This is a genomic window from Nonomuraea sp. NPDC049028 (assembly GCF_043197735.1).
GTDB lineage: Bacteria > Actinomycetota > Actinomycetes > Streptosporangiales > Streptosporangiaceae > Nonomuraea.
The window spans coordinates 271,452-286,587 of record NZ_JBICTR010000001.1 but is presented as its reverse complement, the minus strand read 5'-3'; the positions used below and the strand labels follow the sequence as shown (position 1 = coordinate 286,587).

The following is a 15,136-nucleotide window of genomic DNA, read 5'->3' as shown; positions in this document are numbered from 1 at the left end:
TTGACGTATGGCGGCGCGACGCTTGTGACCGATGAGGCTGGAGATTGGGGCGGGAACATGGCAGCCGACCGCTTGCTCAGCGGACCCGGTGCGGAGGGAAACGCTTCACAGAGCCAGGGTCGTTTGATCGGCAGGCGCTACCGGTTGATGTCACCGGTCGGCCGGGGCGGCATGGGGATGGTGTGGCACGCGCATGACGTGCTGCTCGCCCGCGACGTGGCGGTCAAGGAGCTGATCCTGCCGTACGGGCTCGACCAGGCGGGCAAGCAGGTGGCCCACCGGCGCATGCTGCGCGAGGCCCGGTCCGCCGCCCGGCTGACGCACCCCGGCATCGTGACCGTGCACGACGTCGTCGAGGAAGACGGCCGGCCGTGGATCGTCATGGAGCTGGTCCGGGCGTGGTCCCTGGAGCAGGCGGTCCGCCAGAGCGGACCCCTCCCGGTGATCCAGGCCGCCGAGATCGGCATCCGGGTGCTCGACGCGGTCCGGCACGCGCACGCGGCCGGGATCCTGCACCGTGACATCAAGCCGGGCAACGTCCTGCTCACCTCCGACCGTGTGGTGCTGACCGACTTCGGCATCGCCGCGATCGAGGGCGACGTCACGATCACGCAGACCGGGCTGCTCATGGGCTCGCCCGCCTACATCCCGCCGGAGCGGCTGTCCGGGCAGTCGATCACCCAGGCGGCCGACCTGTGGTCGTTCGGGGCGACGATGTACGCGGCCGTGGAGGGACGCCCGCCGTACGAGGGGCCGGACCCGATCGCGGTGCTGGGCGCGGTCCTCACGCAGGACCCCGTCACGCCGCAGCGGGCCGGCGCGCTGGCGCCGGTGATCGAGGGCCTGCTGCGCAAGAACCCGGCCGAACGTCTCACCGCCGAGCAGGTCGGCGATCTGCTGGAGCGGATCCTGCACGCCCACGGCTCGACCCGCCCGCGACCCGCCGAGACCTCACGGTCCCTGCCCACGGAGGCGGACTCGACGCCCGCCGGGTTGCTGCCGCCGTTCGACTCGCTGTCCGGGCCGATGCCGTCGCGGATCGTGGAGACGCCCTCGGGGCCGGTGCGCGTGCCGTACGACCCGCTGAACAGCCCGTCGGGCGGCTACTCCATGCCCTACGAGGGGATGTCGAGCCCGTCGGGCAGCCACCGCACGGACGCGCTGCCCTCGCTGCCTCGGGCGGACGGGTTCGAGGCGTTCACCAGCCAGTCGGGGTCGCACCGGATACCGGAGGCCGGGGAGCGCCCGCCGACGGGGCCGCACCCGTCGCTGAGCGATCCGGCCGGACCGTCCTTGGTGCGTCCTCTGCCGGGCAGCTACCCGTCGGGCAGCTTCCCGTCGGGCAGCTTTCCGTCGGGCAGCTTTCCGTCCGGGCCCGTGTCCTCGCCGGGCTCCCCGCTGGACGGGCCGCCGTCGTCGCCGGGCTACCCAGCGAGTGGGCCACCGTCGTCGCCGGGCTTCCCGTCAGGCGGGCCACCGTCGTCGCCGGGCTTCCCGCCCAGCGGGCCGCTCGGCGCGCCGCCGTCGTTCGGCGGGCCGTCGGGATCCCATCGGGCCTCTGACAGCGGGGCGTTCGGGAGCCCTTCGGGGCCGCGCCGGATCCCGGAATCGCGTGCGGACTCCCCGAGCCCGTCGGGCCCGCAGCCGATCCTGCCCCTGACCAGTGACAGCCGCGCCGCCGCCCCCTGGCCGCTGGCCTCGCCGGACCACCTGCGCGACCAGGCCATCGACCTGTCGCGCGACCTGACCCACGACCGTCTCACCAAGCTGCCCAGCGCCACCTCGGAGCGCCTGACCAAGAGCAGGCGCAGGCACGAGGACGACGATGAGGGCGGCTGGCTCCGCGACGGCCGCCCCACCCCGCGCCTGATCGTCACGGGCATCGCCACCATCGGCGTGATCGTGGCCGTCGTCCTGTACGTCCGCACGGGCAGCGCACCCGCGCCGGTGCCGAGCGTGGCGATCACCCAGGAGGTGTCGTCGCCACCCGCCGCCGATCCCCTGACGGCGACCGTGCCCAAGGGCTTCAGCGAGCAGACCCCGCCCGGCTTCTCCGCCGCCGTCCCCGACGGCTGGAAGCTGACCGCGTCAGGCGGCGACGCCACCTTCACCGGGCCCAAGGACTCCGGCATGACGACCCGCATCGAGCAGACGACCCCGCAGCAGGACGGAGGCCTGTCGGAACTGACCCGCGAGGAGGCGGCCGGTCGCGTCGACGGCTACATCCAGGTACAGCTCCAGGCGACGCGGTATCGCGACTGGAAGGCCGCCGACTGGGAGTACACCTACACCCTGGCCAACGGCGTCCCCATGCACGCGCTGACCCGGTTCGTCACGATCGACGACACCAACGCGTACAAGATCACCTTCAACATGCCCGAACTCAAGTGGGACGACCAGGCCGAAACCCGCAAGGTCTTCTTCGACACCTTCCGCCAGACGTGACCACCTGAGACCCAGCCACCGCGTCATGAGCGCGGCCGGGTGGAGCGCGCGGCCGGGATCTGAACGGTTACCGCACGCCGAGAGCGCGGTCGAGGAAGTCGCGGACCGTCGTGGCCAGTTCGGCGCGGTGGTCGGACAGGGCGTGGTCGGTGGCCCATTCGTGGTGTTCGAGCGCCGCCCCCGCGTACGCGGGCAGCAGCGGCCGGTGGTGTACGGCGGCGGGCGTCACGGGGTCGAGTCCGGTCCCGATCAGCATCACCGGGCGCCCGGCGAACGCGGGTGCCAGCGAGGCCAGGCTCCACTCCTCCCCCGCGGCCTCCATCTCGGCCACCAGCGCTTCACCGCTGGTGCCGGTGAGCGGGAGCAGTTCACCGTCGAACGCCTCGACCCACTCCCGCCGCCCTTCGGCGTCGAGCCCGCGGGAGATCGTGCCGAAGTCGACGCCGGACACCGACACGGCGGCCGCGATGCCCGGATCCGCGGCGGCAGTCATCAGCGCGACGAAGCCCCCGAAGCTATGTCCGACAACGGCGACCCGCTCCGGGTCGAGCCGGTGCTCGGCCGCGAACGGCTTCTCCCGGACGGCCGCCACCACCCGCGCCGCGTCCGCCAGGCCGTTCCCCCACGACCAGTCCCCACCGACGCCCCAGGAGCCCCGGTAATGGAAGACCAGGCTGGCGTACCCCGCCTGGCGCAGCGCCTGGGCCAGATCGAAGTTGCGCTCATTGCCGGGAAACCCGTGCAGCACCACCACGGTCGGATGCGGCCCCTCGCCGGCCGGCAGGTGCAGCACTCCCATCAACGGGACCCCGTCACTGTCGAAGGTCACAGCAGGTGTGGCAGCTCTCACAAGGCTCTCCTCGCTCGGAATGATCGGTACGCTAACAGCCGCCCGACGGCCGCTCCCCAGCGCCTCAGCCCTTGGCCGGTCGCCGAATCCCCCGCAGGTGGGCGTCATGTACCGTCGGCCGCATGAAGCTGGCGAGCATCCACATCTATCCCGTCAAATCGACGACCGGGCACGAGGTACATGGGGCCGAGGTGCAGCCCTGGGGCCTGGCCGGTGACCGGCGCTACCTCATCGTCGACGAGCACGGCGAGATGCTGACCGCCCGCGAACTCCCCCGCCTGCTGATGTGCGTGCCGGAGCCGGACGGCGAGACGCTCAAGCTCACCGGCCCGCACGCCGCGCCGCTGCGGGTCACTCCCACCGCCGGCCGTTCGGTGATCAAGATGCGGAAGACGTCGATAGAGCTGACCGACTGCGGCGACGACGCGGCCGCGTGGCTGAGCGCGCTGATCGACCGCCCCGTCCGGCTGGCCTGGCAGGACGACCCCACCCGCCGTCCCGTCGATCCCGAGTACGGCCGGCCGGACGACCGGGTCAGCCTGGCCGACGCCTATCCGCTGCTGCTCACCTCCACGGCTTCGCTGGCCCGGCTCAACGACTGGATCGCGGAGACGGCGGTCGAGAGCGGCGAGGAGCTGCCCCAGCCGCTGCCCATGAGCAGGTTCCGGCCGAACGTGGTCGTGGACGGCGTGCCGGACGCCTTCGCCGAGGACGGATGGAGGCGCGTCCGCGTCGGCGACACGGAGTTCCGGGTGGTCAAGGGCTGTGACCGATGCGTACTGACCACCGTGGACGCCGCCACCTACACCAAGGGCAAGGAGCCCATCCGCACCCTGGCCAGGCACCGCAGGTGGGACGGCAAGGTCTGGTTCGGCGTGAACCTCATCCCGGACGCGCCTGGCCGGATCGCGCAGGGGGATCCGGTGACGATCCTCTGAGCCGGGTTCTCGGAGCCAGGCGGGCGAACCTCCGAGCCGGGCGGCGAAAACCCCATCCCACCCGAAAGCAGCCTTAAGTAGTCGAATAATGCCGCGTGGGGTGATTTGGGCCTTTGGGGGGATCTCATGGGCTATGCGAGACTTCACAAGTGACCAGCGCCCCTATAAAGCCCGATATTTCATCCCCTGACCGGATCCGGGCCGTCCAGCGGCGCACTCTCGTGATCCTGTCCGCCGCGCAAATAGTAGGCGGCGTAGGCGTCGCAGTCGGCCTGGCACTGAGCTCCGTCGTCGTCGACGAGCTCTCCGGATCCACCGTGATCAGCGGCTTCGCGGGCACCGCGACCGTACTCGGCGCGGCCCTCCTCGCCCTGCCGACCGCCAAGGCGTCCGGCAGGGGCGGCCGGCGGACGGGCCTGACGCTGGCGTACGTGGCCGCGCTGGCGGGCTGCGCGTTGTCCGTCGGCGCCATCAGCCTCGGCAACTGGCCGCTGCTGCTGGTCGGACTGGTTCTGGTGGGCGGCGGCAGCGCGGGGAACCTGGCGGCCCGCTACTCGGCGACCGACCTGTCACCACCGGGGCACGCCGCCAGGCACCTGTCCCTGGTCGTCTGGGCGGCCACCATCGGCTCCGTCGCCGGCCCGAACCTGGCCAAGCCCGCCGACCAGATCGGCATGAGCGCGGGCCTCGTGGAGAAGGCCGGGCCGTTCGCGTTCGCGGCGCTGGCGTTCGCGCTGGCGATGCTCATCATCCTGGTCGGCCTGCGCCCGGACCCGCTCAAACTGGCCCGCCGGTTGAACGACACGCAACCCCCCGCCGCCGGTCAGAACCGGACGATCAGGAACGCCTGGACGACCCTGCGCACCACCCCCATGGCCCGCAAGGCCCTGGTCATGATCGCGGTCAGCCACACCGCGATGGTGTCGGTCATGTCGATGACCCCGGTCAAGCTCCACCACGACGGCTCGAATCTGGACATCATCGGCCTGGTGATCAGCCTGCACATCGCCGGGATGTACGTCATGTCTCCGGTGGTGGGCTGGCTGGCCGACAAGGCGGGCAAGGTGCCGGTGCTGCTGCTCGGCATGGCGTTGCTGCTCAGCTCCGCCGTTCTGGCGGGTACGGCCGGGCACCGCGTCTGGCAGGTGACCAGCGCGCTGGTGCTGCTCGGCCTCGGCTGGTCGTGCGGCCTGGTGGCGGGATCGGCGCTGGTCAGCGAGTCGGTCCCGGTCGGGAGCCGGCCCGCCGTGCAGGGCCTGTCCGACCTGCTGATGAACGTGTGCGGCGCGACCGGCACGATCGTCGCGGGCGCGATCGTGGGCGGGCTGTCGTACGGGGTGCTCGGGCTGGTGGTGGGGGTGATGGTGACACTGGCCGGGGTCTGGCTGGCGATCACCTGGCGCCACGTGAACAGCGGCCCGCTGACACCCGCCATGTGACGTGCGCGGAGTCACTTGGCGTCGGCGTAGCAGGAGACCGCGACCGCCTCCATCGGGAAGCGCACCGGCGTCCCCCCGAACAGCAGGCGGCTGGCCTCGGCGGCCGACTCCGACACCGCGGTCATCACCTCTTCGGCCTGGTCGAGCGGGCAGTGCACCATGATCTCGTCGTGCTGGAAGAACACCAGCCGGGCCGGGCCGGACAACCGCCCCCGCAGCACCGCCATCAGCACCAGCGCCCACTCGGCGGCGGTGGCCTGTACGACGAAGTTGCGGGTGAACCGCCCCCGATCCCGGATCGCCCGGCTCCCCTCGGGCCCCGACACGAGGGACTTCCACCCCTCCGACGGCGGCGGGCTGGTGCGGCCGAGCCAGGAGCGCACCAGCCGCCCCTCCTCTCCCGCCTTGGCCGCGTCCTCGACGAACTGGTAGGCCTTGGGGAAGCGCTGCCGCATCACCGCCAGCAGCTTGGACGCGTCACCGCTGGTGCCGCCGTACATGGCGGACAGCATCGCGATCTTGGCGTTGGCGCGCTCGCCCCCGAACGACTTGGCCAGCGCCGAGTAGAGGTCGATCTCCCCCGCCGCCCGCGCCAGCCCTCCGTCGGCGGCCATCGCGGCCAGCACCCGCGGCTCCAGCTGGGCGGCGTCGGCCACGATCAACGTCCAGCCGTCGTCGGCGACCACCACGCGGCGCATCACCTTGGGGATCTGCAGCGCGCCGCCGCCGTCGGTGGCCCACCGCCCCGACACCACCCCGGCCACCACGTATTCGGCACGGAAGCGCCCGTCACGCACCCACTGATCGGCCCAGACCCACCCGTGGAAGCTGTACAGCCTGGCCAGCTCCTTGTAGGCGAGCAGCGGCGCGACCGCCGGGTGGTCGAGCTGCTTGAGCTCCCACGACCGGGTGGTCTTGAGCGCGACGCCCGCCCCCTTGAACGCCTTGACCAGCTGCTGCACCGAGTCGGGATTGACCGGATGCCCGAACGCCGCCGACACCTCGTCGGCCAGCGCCTGGAGCTTGGCCGGCCGCATGCCGTGCACCGGGCGCGGGCCGAGCAGCTCGGTGAGCAGGGCGTCGTGTACGTCCCGGCGCCACGGCATGCCGTCGTGGCCCATCTCGGCGGCGATCAGCGCGCCCGCCGACTCGGCCGCCACCAGCAGCCGGAACCGGCCCGGCTCCGGCAGCGCCTCGATCCGGCGCAGCTGGTCGGCCAGCACCTCCGCCACCGCCTCCGCGCCGAGCGGCTCGGGCGCGAACAGGGTGTCGGGCACGCTGGGCTGATCGTCGGGCACCGGCAGGCCGTGCAGCCTGGCGTGGGCGGCCTTGGCCGAGCGCGGCTGGCCGTATCGTCCCTCGTACGCGAGCAGCAGCCCCTCGGTGAGCGTCAGGTCGTGGCAGCGTGACACCCGCACACCCTTGGACAGCAGGGACGGATAGATCTCGCGGGCGTCCGCCCAGACCCAGCGCGGCCGCTCGGCTTCGAGCTCGCGCACGGCCCGCGCCAGGTCGTCGACCCGGCGAGCCGGACCACCGACCGGCAGGATCGTCCCGTCTGCCACCACTACGTGCACGCCGTCCAGAGTGCCAGGTGACTACGACAAACTGATGTGCACCTCGTCCTCCATCGGCGGATCCACCTCCTGCGGCAGGCAGCCGGTGGCGGCGAAGCAGCGCACCGAGAGCAGCTCGGGCGTGACCGAAAGGTGCAGGAACTGCTTGAAGAACGGTGGTGTGTCCCAGTCGGACAGCTCGGAGAGGTAGCGGTGGAAGACCGTGCCCACGGGCAGCCGGAACGGCATCGGCCAGGCTCCGAGCAGCCGGGCCGCCCACCTCATCCTGCGAGTGATCTTGATGGGTCCGGCGACGGGCCGGACCGGGGTGTTCTTGATCTGGTCCGCCATGATGCAGGCGGCCTCGGCCGGGGTGAGGTAGATCCACTTCATCCGGAGCCGCTTGGCGTACAGCTGGCTGTAGAAGGACAGCGAGTCGCCGCGCAGGGGGTAGCACTTGAAGTCGTCCTCGTGCACGCCCGCCACGTCCACCCGGCGGGTGGTGTGGGTGGCGTGCATGAACGCGCCGCCGCCCCCGGAGACGATGTACTGGATCACCCGGTCGCCCACCCTGACGGGATAGCGCTGGTAGTTGTGCACGTCGCCGCCGATGGCGGCCACATAGCGGTGTTCGGGGGCGCGGATGATGTCGTCGATCGTGCCGCCGCCCTCCAGCGGGGACGGCTTGTAGTCGTTGCGCGTGTAGATCGGCTTGCCGGTGACCAGGATCTTCGGGCGCGGGTCCAGGGAGGTGCGCCGCAGCCATTCGGACTGCTGGGCGTCGATCTCTCCCTGGATGCCGGTGTCGACGCCCACGATGAGCAGGCTCGGGGTCTCGATCGCCCAGTACGGCCCCGGCTGCGCGGCCCGCTGCGCCGGACGGTCCCTGAACGCGCGGGCCTCGGCCAGCAGCCGCTCGTCGATCGTCTCCGACCTGCGCCAGAGCAGGCCACGTAACCCCGCATCCCGCTTGGGCGGGAGCGCCGGGGCGTCGCAGAACACGCGCATGAAACCGCCGAGCCCGTCGTACCAGTCGTGGTTGCCGGGGATCGCGTAGATCGGCGCGTCATAGTCCTTGTACGGGCGGAAGAACTTGTTCTCGTACTCGTTGCCGGACCCGGCCGGATAGAGCACGTCGCTGGCGATGACCGCGAAGGAGGTGCCTTCGCCCACCTTGAGCAGGCCGGGCACGACCGCGTACTGGGAGGCGTCGCCCTCGCCGGTGTCGCCGAGCAGCAGGAAGCTGAAGCTCTCCCCCACCTCCGGCTTGACGCGGAAGTCCGGGTCGGCGCCACGGGCCTCCTGCTCGGCGATCCACCTGCGGCGCACCTTCCCGGACGGGTCGCCGAAGAGCCCGGCGACGATCTGGTTGCGCGAGTGCCACAGCGTGCGCGGGCTGAGCCAGGTGAAGCCCTTGTTGTCGGGTCTCAGGTCGTTGAACGTGCCGATCCGCTGACAGGCCCACCCCGCGCCTTCCTCCGACACCCGGGAGGAGAGCTGCTTTCCACGCTCAGCCGCGACTTCCACCATGACTCCATCTTTACGCGATCTTCCCCAAGCCGCACCCACTTCCCGAAGCGCGTCCGAACGCAGCGTGCCGTTGGGAACACAATCGGTTCGCGATGGTGTAGCCTCACGCCCCAAGCAAGCGGTTCGTCGCCGCGATGGGGGGCTGCCATGGCCCGGAACGGTTCGGACGACGCCACCCGGAGGGGCACCGCGGGGGTGGCCGCCGTAGAGGGGTTGCTGGCGTACGCCGGCAGACGGTCGCGTTGGGGTGGTGGGGCGCTCGACAGGGTCCACCAGGCGATCGGGCTCAGCCGGGAGCTGGCCGCCGCGGACCCCGACGAGCACGCGGTGCTGCTCGCCCGCTGCCTGCTGGCCGCGGCCAAGCTGCTGCTCAAGCGCGGCCGGGCCGCGGAGGCGCTGCCGTACGCCGAGGAGGCCGTCGAGCTCTGCCGTCCGGCGGGTGGCGCGCCGCTGGTGTTCGCCCTGGCCTGCCTGTCGGACGTGTACGAGGCGCAGCAGCGCTATGGGGAAGCGGCGGCGGCCATGACGGAGGCCGCCTCGGTCGACCCACCGGACTGACCCCCAGACTCAGACCTAGGCCCGCGCCCCAGGCCCGCGGCCCCAGGTCGACCTCAGGGGATCAAGATGCCCGGGTTCAGGATGCCCGTGGGGTCGAGCCGGGCCTTGACGGCGCGCAGGATGTCGACGCCCACGGGTCCCAGCTCGGCCGCGTACGCCTCGCGGTGGTCGCGGCCCACGCCGTGGTGGTGCGAGATCGTGCCGCCCGCCGCCACGATGGCCGCGTTGACCGCCTCCTTGGCCCGCTCCCACTGCGCCACCGGGTCGCCCTTCTGCGCGGTGACGACGGTGAAGTACAGCGAGGCCCCGGTCTCGTACACATGCGAGATGTGGCACATGACCAGCGGCGACTCCAGCGCCCCGAGCAGGGCCAGCCGTACCGCGTCGTACAGGCGTGGCAGCGCGGACCAGAACCCGGCCGTCTCGATGGTCTCCACCGTCGCGCCGGCGGCCAGCAGCGAGTCGCGCAGGTACGGCGCCGAGAACCGGCCGTGCTCCCACGCCCGTCCGGGCTCGGTCCCGAGCGGCACCCCGCCCATCCGCGCCAGCACCACCCCGGCCCCGGCCCTGCGCCCTTCGACGGACGTCGCCGGGGAAGACGTCGCCGGGGAAGACGCCTCCTGCCCGTCGGTCGGCCGGTCAGTCGGCCCGTCGGCTGGACCGTCAACCGGGCCTTCGTAACCCGCGATCACCAGGCAGCCGCTGGAGCCGCCCCCGATGTCGTCCGGCCGGGCCAGCCCGATCATGGTCTCCGTCTCGTCCGAAAGCCGCAGCACCGTGGGCAGCGGCCCCTCTTGCGCCAGCGTCCGCAGCGCGGCCATCCCCTCCCGGAACGACCCGAACCGCCACCCTTCGTACACCCGCCGCCCGGGCACCCGCCGCACCCGCAGCCGCAGCGCCGTGATCACCCCGAACACCCCCTCGGACCCCAGCAGGAGCTGCCGCAGATCGGGCCCCGCCGCCGACTTGGGCGCGCGACCCAGGTCCAGATCGCCGGAGGGAGTGGCGACGGTCAGACCCACCACCATGTCGTCGAAGCGCCCGTAACCGGCCGAAGCCTGCCCGCTGGACCGGGCCGCCGCGAATCCGCCCAGCGTGGCGTACTCGTACGACTGCGGGAAATGCCCCAGCGTCAGCCCGTGCCGTTCGAGCAGCCGTTCGGCCTCGGGCGCCCGCAGTCCCGGCTCGGCGGTGACGACCATCGACTCGGTGTCGACCGAGACGAGCCGGTCGAGCCGGGCCAGGTCCAGCGCCACCACCCCGGCGAAGCCGGACCTGGACGCCGCCAGCCCGCCCACCACGGAGGTGCCGCCGCCGAAGGGCACCACCGCGATCCGCTCGGCGGCGCACAGCCGCAGCAGCGCGGCGACCTCGTCGTGCGAGCCGGGCAGCAGCACGGCGTCGGGCGCGGCCGAGCCGTCTCCCGCGCGCATCCGCAGCAGGTCGGGGGTCGACTTGCCGCGCGTGTGCCGGATCCGGGCCGCGCGCGAGGTCAGCACCTGTTCGTGGCCCACGACGTCGGCCAGGGCGGCCAGGTGCGCGGGCGAGAGCGCGACTGGGGCCAGCCGTACGGACTCGAACGAGGCGGCGGGAGCGGCCGGCTCGCGTACGCCCAGCAGGTCGTGGAGCAGCTCGCGGATCTGCGGGGGCAGTTCGCGGGCCTTGGCGGGGTCGCCCCAGCCCGACCACAGCATCGGTTCGTTCAGCACGTCTACACTGTGACATATGACGTCGATTCGTCACAATGACGGCGTGCTAGACGCGGCCCGCGACTGCGTGCTCGCCTACGGGGTGCGGCGCACCACGCTCACCGACGTGGCGCGGCGGGCGGGGGTGTCCCGGATGACGCTCTATCGCCGCTGGCCCGACGTGCGGAGCCTGGTCGCCGACCTGATGACGCGGGAGTGGGTGCTGGCCGTCACCGAACTGGACCTGTCGGACCCGGTCGCCGCCGTGGTCGAAGGGGTACGGCGGCTGCGCGGCCATCCGCTCTGGCGCAAGATCGTGGAAGCGGACCCGGAGCTGCTGCTGCCGTACCTGCTGGATCGGCGCGGCGCCACCCACGAGGCGGTGCTCGGCGTGCTCGAAGCCGCCGTCGGCGACCGCCGCAAGGCCAGGGCGGTGCTGCTCGTGGCGCAGTCGTTCCTGCTGTCGGCGCCCACCATGCTCGACCCCGTGACCCTCGACGAACTCGACGCCGAACTCGCCACTCTGCTGGAGGCCTACCTTGGATAGCCCGCCGAACGCCGCGCGCCCCTCAGACAGCTCGCTGAACGCCGCGCGACGGACCCGCGAGCTGGCCGTGGTCGCGGAGGAGACAATCGACGTGCTGGTCGTGGGCCTGGGCGCGACAGGTGCGGGCGCGGCGCTCGACGCCGCTTCGCGCGGTCTCAGCGTCGCGGCGATCGACGCGCACGACCTGGCCTTCGGCACGTCGAGGTTCAGTTCCAAGCTCATCCACGGCGGCCTCCGCTACCTCGCCAAGGGGCAGGTGGGCATCGCCCGCGAGAGCGCGGTCGAGCGCGGCGTCCTGCTGCGGCGGACGGCTCCGCACCTGGTCAAGGCGCATCCGTACGTGCTGCCGCTGACGCCGGAGGTCTCCAGGTCCCGGGCGGAGCTGCTGATGACCGGCTACCGGCTCGGCGACGGGCTGCGCGCCGCCGCCGGCACGCCGCGCCGCCTGCTGCCCGGGCCGTCCCGGCTGACGGCCGCCCGGGCGCACACGCTCGCGCCCATGCTGAGCGAGGACGGCCTGCGGGGCGGCCTGCTGTCGTGGGACGGCCGCGTGTACGACGACGCCCGGCTGGTGGTGGCCATAGCCAGGACGGCGGCGGCGTACGGGGCCCGGATCCTGACCCGGTGCCGCGCCCTGGAGCTGACCGGCGCGGGCGCCAAGGTGCGCGACGAGCTGACCGGCGCGGAGTTCGGCATCCGGGCCAGGACGGTGATCAACGCCGCGGGTGTGTGGGCGGGCCTGCTGGACCCGCGGGTGAGCCTGCGCCCGTCACGCGGCACGCACCTCGTGCTCCGCCCCGGAACCCTGCCGGGCCTCCTGTCCGGGCTGCACATTCCGATTCCCGGAGAGAGCAGCCGATTCGCGCTCGTACTCCCCCAAGCCGACGGCCGCGTGCACGTGGGCCTGACCGACGAGCCCCTCGACGGACCCGTCCCCGACGTGCCCGAGGCCCCCGAGGAGGACATCAGGACGCTCCTGAGCGTGCTCAACACGGTTCTGGCGGCACCGGTGACCCGCGAGGCCGTCGCGGGCGCCTACGCGGGGCTCAGGCCGCTTCTGGCGGCGGACGGGCGGACGGCGGACGTCTCACGCAGGCACGCCGTGTACGCGGATGGCGGGAAGGCGGACGGAGGGGTCGTCACGGTCGTGGGCGGCAAGCTCACGACATACCGGCGGATGGCGGCCGACGCGGTGGATCGAGCGATCTCGGTGGGGAACCTCCCGGCGGGCCGGAGCCGTACCGCCTCGATCCCGCTCGTCGGAGCCGTCCGGGATCACGGCGCCGTGACCCCGCGAACCGGGGCGGGCGCGGGCCGCCCACCCGAGCGGCTGGTCGCCCGCCACGGCGTCGAGGCGGCGGCCGTGCACGAACTCGTCCGGGCGCATCCCGAGGAGGTCGGCCTCGGCATCACGATGGGCGAGCTGATGTGGTCCGTCGCCCACGAGGGCGCGCTCGACGCGGACGACCTCCTCGACCGCAGGACCAGGATCGGCCTCGTCCCCGAGGACCGGGCGGCGGCGCTGCCGGCCGCCAGGGCGGCTTTCAACCGATAACCCGTACATCCCTCTTACCGTTAGGTTAGTCTTACCTAATTCGCAAGAGGGGAGCAAGGCGTTGGCCAGGGGCTGCGAGCATCCGGATGGCTGCCACACGGGCGGGGTGCCGAATCTGGCCAGCGCCACCGTGGGGGCCCGGCTGTGGCTACTCGTCGAGTACGACGGACCGTGGCCGTCACATCTGGAAACCTTCGAGCTTCCTGAAAAAATCTCGAACCTCGTGCGCCGAGCCCAAGAACGTGGCATCAGACCCCAGCTCATCCGCCGCCCCGGCAGACGGGTCCGCCCACAGGAGCAGGACTTGCGTGTGCTAGTGGGCTACGCCACGGGCCCCAACCCCTGGCTGGCCAGCGGAGTCATCGCAGGTACCGAGGATCTTGACCTGGACGCGCTGGTGGCCGGAGTGGTCCCGGAGTCCTGCATACTTGAAGACGAGCCGGTATTTCTGGTCTGCACGCACGCCAAGCGCAATGCGTGTTGCGCCCGCATTGGACTGCCCATCGCTCGAAGCCTGGCCGAAAACTGGCCGGACAGAGTATGGGAAACGTCACACGTTGGCGGCGATCGCTACGCCGCCAACCTCGTGTGCTTGCCACACGGAATTTTCTACGGCAGCATGTCTCAGGCTGCTGCGATCGCAGCGGCTAACGCGTACCGGTCGGGCGAGATCATTCTCGACCGTTACCGGGGACGCGCAGGCATCCCTGAGCCATTGCAAGCCGTCGAGCACTTCGCCCGAACCCATTCGGGAGAGTGTTCTGTCGGCGCAGTGGCCGTGGAATCCTCCAGGTCGGACGGCGACGTCACCGAAGCCATCGTGCGCTGCGGCGACGTCCGGTTCGAGGTTGTGGTTGAGCCATCGGTGTTCCAAGCGCCGTGTGGTACGGCTTGCGCCGAGAAGATCACCACCTACCGGCTGGTTTCGCTGGACAGGCTCACGCCTGTGCGGTACGCCACGCCCGCCCTTACCTGATCACGGGAACACTACGGCCCACCTTTGCGTTGGAACAGTGACGCCGAAAACGTCCAATGCGGCTCAATTACTGAAATACCTCTCACGAAGGTGGTTTTCTCATGTCTCAGGTACGTCGGCAGCTCGCCCGCCCGCGCCCCAGCTGGGGTTGGCAGGATGATGCCGCGTGCCGGGGTGAGGACCTCGTGCTCTTCTTCGGCCCCGATGGGGAGCGGCAGCCCGAGCGTGACGTGCGCGAGCGGAAGGCCAAGGCGATCTGCGCCCAGTGCCCTGTCCGCAACGAGTGCCTGGACTACGCGCTGTCCCGTCCGGAGAAGTACGGCACGTGGGGTGGCCTGAACGAGGACGAGCGCGCTTCCGAGCGTCGCCGTCGCATGCGCCGCGCCGCCAGCGCCGGCATCTCCGCCGCCTGACTCCACCCGGCAGCGATCACCGCGTGATCATGCAGTTGCCCCGATGAACCGGGGCCTGGCCAGCCAAGTCCAGGCTCCGGCGAACCCGGTCGGGGCAACTGCTTGATCAGGCAAAAGACCTCAGCCCCCAGCACGCGCTTCAGCCCGGCGTCATCCGTGACGCCGGGCTGAAGTGGTTTCCGGATCGCTGCTCGCCGAGCTTCGGGGCCGGACCGCTCTGAGTCGGCGCCGCGCCTGGCTCTGGGCTCTTGGCTCAGACGAGTCGGCGCTGCGCCTGGCTCCGGGCTCTTGGCTCAGACGATCAGATCGTCGAACTCGCCGTCCTTGGCGCCGAGCACGAACGCGGTGATCTCATCCCGCGTGTAGACCAGGGCGGGCCCCTCGGGGAAGCGTGAGTTACGCATCGCCACCTCCCCCGTGGGCAGATCGGCCACCTCGACGCAGTTGCCGTTGGGGTTGCTCCGCCTGCTCTTGCGCCAGACGGCGGGAAGGCGACCGGCGGGCGTTCCGTTGCGGAACTCATGCATGGGCGAAGCTCCCTCGCGCGCTTACGGATGCACGTGCAGCCGTGGTTGCGAGATCACGTTACGGCATCGCCAAGATCGCCATATACGGGACGACCAAAACCCTGATATGGGGTG

General features: G+C 71.6%; 13 protein-coding genes. 8 read left to right on the top strand and 5 right to left on the bottom strand.

Annotated elements, in window-relative coordinates; translation table 11 throughout:
• Positions 1 to 123 precede the first annotated feature (123 nt).
• Entirely contained in the window at positions 124 to 2,445 is a 2,322-nt protein-coding gene (locus ACGFJ2_RS01315; protein ID WP_393463491.1) for a protein kinase, read from the top strand.
• 67 nt (positions 2,446 to 2,512) lie between these two features.
• Here ACGFJ2_RS01315 and ACGFJ2_RS01310 read toward each other — a convergent pair whose 3' ends face one another.
• Complete coding sequence (locus ACGFJ2_RS01310) at positions 2,513 to 3,295, bottom strand: alpha/beta hydrolase family protein (RefSeq protein WP_393463489.1); 783 nt, start codon at positions 3,293 to 3,295, stop codon at positions 2,513 to 2,515.
• Between the two features lie 122 nt (positions 3,296 to 3,417).
• Here ACGFJ2_RS01310 and ACGFJ2_RS01305 point away from each other — a divergent pair, with 122 nt between their 5' ends.
• Complete coding sequence (locus tag ACGFJ2_RS01305; RefSeq protein WP_393463487.1) at positions 3,418 to 4,233, top strand: MOSC domain-containing protein; 816 nt, start codon at positions 3,418 to 3,420, stop codon at positions 4,231 to 4,233.
• Between the two features lie 149 nt (positions 4,234 to 4,382).
• Positions 4,383 to 5,672 (top strand): MFS transporter, encoded by a 1,290-nt coding sequence (locus tag ACGFJ2_RS01300; protein ID WP_393463485.1) that lies wholly within the window; start codon positions 4,383 to 4,385, stop codon positions 5,670 to 5,672.
• Positions 5,673 to 5,683: 11 nt separating this feature from the next.
• Here the strand turns inward: ACGFJ2_RS01300 and ACGFJ2_RS01295 are convergent, their stop codons facing one another.
• A complete protein-coding gene (locus ACGFJ2_RS01295; protein WP_357941119.1) occupies positions 5,684 to 7,249 on the bottom strand; it encodes a bifunctional 3'-5' exonuclease/DNA polymerase in 1,566 nt (521 codons plus the stop codon).
• Between the two features lie 21 nt (positions 7,250 to 7,270).
• A complete protein-coding gene (locus ACGFJ2_RS01290; protein ID WP_393463483.1) occupies positions 7,271 to 8,758 on the bottom strand; it encodes a metallophosphoesterase family protein in 1,488 nt (495 codons plus the stop codon).
• A gap of 147 nt (positions 8,759 to 8,905) precedes the next feature.
• Between ACGFJ2_RS01290 and ACGFJ2_RS01285 the strand changes: the two genes are divergently transcribed.
• Positions 8,906 to 9,316, top strand: a complete 411-nt coding sequence (locus ACGFJ2_RS01285; RefSeq protein WP_357941115.1) for a hypothetical protein — start codon at positions 8,906 to 8,908, stop codon at positions 9,314 to 9,316.
• A 53-nt stretch (positions 9,317 to 9,369) separates the two neighbouring features.
• On the opposite strand, the gene ACGFJ2_RS01280 is transcribed toward ACGFJ2_RS01285, so the two are convergent.
• Positions 9,370 to 11,010, bottom strand: coding sequence for an FAD-binding oxidoreductase (locus tag ACGFJ2_RS01280; RefSeq protein ID WP_393465271.1), 1,641 nt, complete (start codon positions 11,008 to 11,010; stop codon positions 9,370 to 9,372).
• 31 nt (positions 11,011 to 11,041) lie between these two features.
• Here ACGFJ2_RS01280 and ACGFJ2_RS01275 point away from each other — a divergent pair, with 31 nt between their 5' ends.
• The 4 genes from ACGFJ2_RS01275 (at position 11,042) to ACGFJ2_RS01260 (ending at position 14,495) form a co-directional block, all read left to right on the top strand.
• Positions 11,042 to 11,551 (top strand): helix-turn-helix domain-containing protein, encoded by a 510-nt coding sequence (locus tag ACGFJ2_RS01275; RefSeq protein ID WP_357941113.1) that lies wholly within the window; start codon positions 11,042 to 11,044, stop codon positions 11,549 to 11,551.
• The gene (locus tag ACGFJ2_RS01270; protein ID WP_393463481.1) at positions 11,544 to 13,106 is read left to right on the top strand and encodes a glycerol-3-phosphate dehydrogenase/oxidase; all 1,563 of its coding nucleotides are present in this window, start codon (positions 11,544 to 11,546) and stop codon (positions 13,104 to 13,106) included. The genes ACGFJ2_RS01275 and ACGFJ2_RS01270 overlap by 8 nt, the downstream gene beginning before the upstream one ends.
• Before the next feature lie 106 nt (positions 13,107 to 13,212).
• Entirely contained in the window at positions 13,213 to 14,082 is an 870-nt protein-coding gene (locus ACGFJ2_RS01265) for a sucrase ferredoxin (RefSeq protein ID WP_357941109.1), read from the top strand.
• A 101-nt stretch (positions 14,083 to 14,183) separates the two neighbouring features.
• On the top strand, positions 14,184 to 14,495 hold the full coding sequence (locus ACGFJ2_RS01260; protein WP_080036407.1) for a WhiB family transcriptional regulator: 312 nt from the start codon (positions 14,184 to 14,186) through the stop codon (positions 14,493 to 14,495).
• A 293-nt stretch (positions 14,496 to 14,788) separates the two neighbouring features.
• Here ACGFJ2_RS01260 and ACGFJ2_RS01255 read toward each other — a convergent pair whose 3' ends face one another.
• Positions 14,789 to 15,022: a DUF397 domain-containing protein gene (locus ACGFJ2_RS01255; protein WP_225289364.1), complete on the bottom strand. Its 234-nt coding sequence runs from the start codon at positions 15,020 to 15,022 to the stop codon at positions 14,789 to 14,791.
• Between the last annotated feature and the right edge of the window lie 114 nt (positions 15,023 to 15,136).